The organism is Microbispora sp. NPDC046933, assembly GCF_040644635.1.
In the GTDB taxonomy this organism is placed as follows: Bacteria; Actinomycetota; Actinomycetes; order Streptosporangiales; family Streptosporangiaceae; genus Microbispora.
The window spans coordinates 1-1,234 of sequence record NZ_JBEYWW010000124.1 but is presented as its reverse complement, the minus strand read 5'-3'; the positions used below and the strand labels follow the sequence as shown (position 1 = coordinate 1,234).

The window sequence follows — 1,234 nt, the reverse complement described above, 5'->3', positions numbered from 1 at the left end:
ACCCGGATCTCCCCCTTGCCCGCGATTAATGTATACCGCTTCAACATGGTTTGATCAACGTCCAAAAATTTTCAAAAGAATCTTTCCGAAAAAATAGAGAGTGAGGGGATATTTTGGTTTTAGATAATAAATTAGGCTTAACAAATTCAGCAGAATTAGCCAAACAAGAAGAGTTATTAACGAAAAAAAGAGCCAAAGAATTGTTTGAGTCTGGCAAAATAGAGGATCTGGAAATTGGGACGTTTCAAGGCTTATCTGATATTCATCAGTTTTTATTCCAAGATATTTACGACTTTGCAGGAAAAATTCGAGAAGTGAATATTGCGAAAGGAAACTTTCAATTTGCGCCACGTATTTTTTTAGCGCAAACACTTGAATATATTGATAAATTACCTCAAGAAACATTTGATGAAATTATTGATAAGTACTCGGATATGAATGTGGCGCATCCTTTTAGGGAAGGCAATGGACGAGCCACTCGTATCTGGTTGGATTTAATTCTTAAAAATAAACTACACAAAATTGTCGATTGGAATCAAATTGATAAGGATGAATATTTAAATGCCATGATCCGTAGTACAGTCAGCACCAATGAATTAAAATATTTGATTCAAAAGGCTTTAACCGATGATTTAGGAAAAGAACAATTCTTTAAAGGAATTGATGCGAGTTATTATTACGAGGGATATTATGAAATAAAAACAGAAGATTTATAAATAACCGATACAAACAGACTGATCAAATTCTATATTGATTAGTCTGTTTGCTTACGGGATGATTTTGACTTTTGATTTTAAATTTTTGAAAAAAATAAAAAAAGGCGAAGCCTATATTAATTTATCATATATATTTTAATCTTTTCTTCTTTTGCGTCAAAAAAAAGTGAGTGTTTTCAAGGGGTTAAAGAATAATATGTGGAGAAAAAACTGTTTATATATGGAGAAAAAACTGTTTATATATGGAGAAAAAACTGTTTATACATGGAGAATGTCTATTATCTTCTCCATGTATTATGGTATAATAAAAGCATGAAGAAACACTTTTCGTCGAGAGAATCTTCATGCGTATCTAAAAACACTCAAAGGAGCGTATTTCTATGTCTAGTATACCAAAAAATGAACAAAATCAGAAGCAGGTGCAAATCTTGAACGAATTATCAAAACGAAAAGTAGTGGAGCATAATTCTTTAATTACCAGCATTGCCAAAATGGATAAAACCCCACTCAAAATGTTT

Annotated in this window: 1 protein-coding gene; it reads left to right on the top strand. The window is 31.6% G+C overall.

The features are described from left to right. The first annotated feature begins 113 nt into the window (after positions 1 to 113). Positions 114 to 716 carry a protein adenylyltransferase Fic gene (gene fic / locus ABZ857_RS44285; RefSeq protein WP_003131447.1) on the top strand — a complete coding sequence of 201 codons (603 nt, stop codon included), beginning with the start codon at positions 114 to 116 and terminating at the stop codon, positions 714 to 716. Positions 717 to 1,234: the final 518 nt, after the last annotated feature.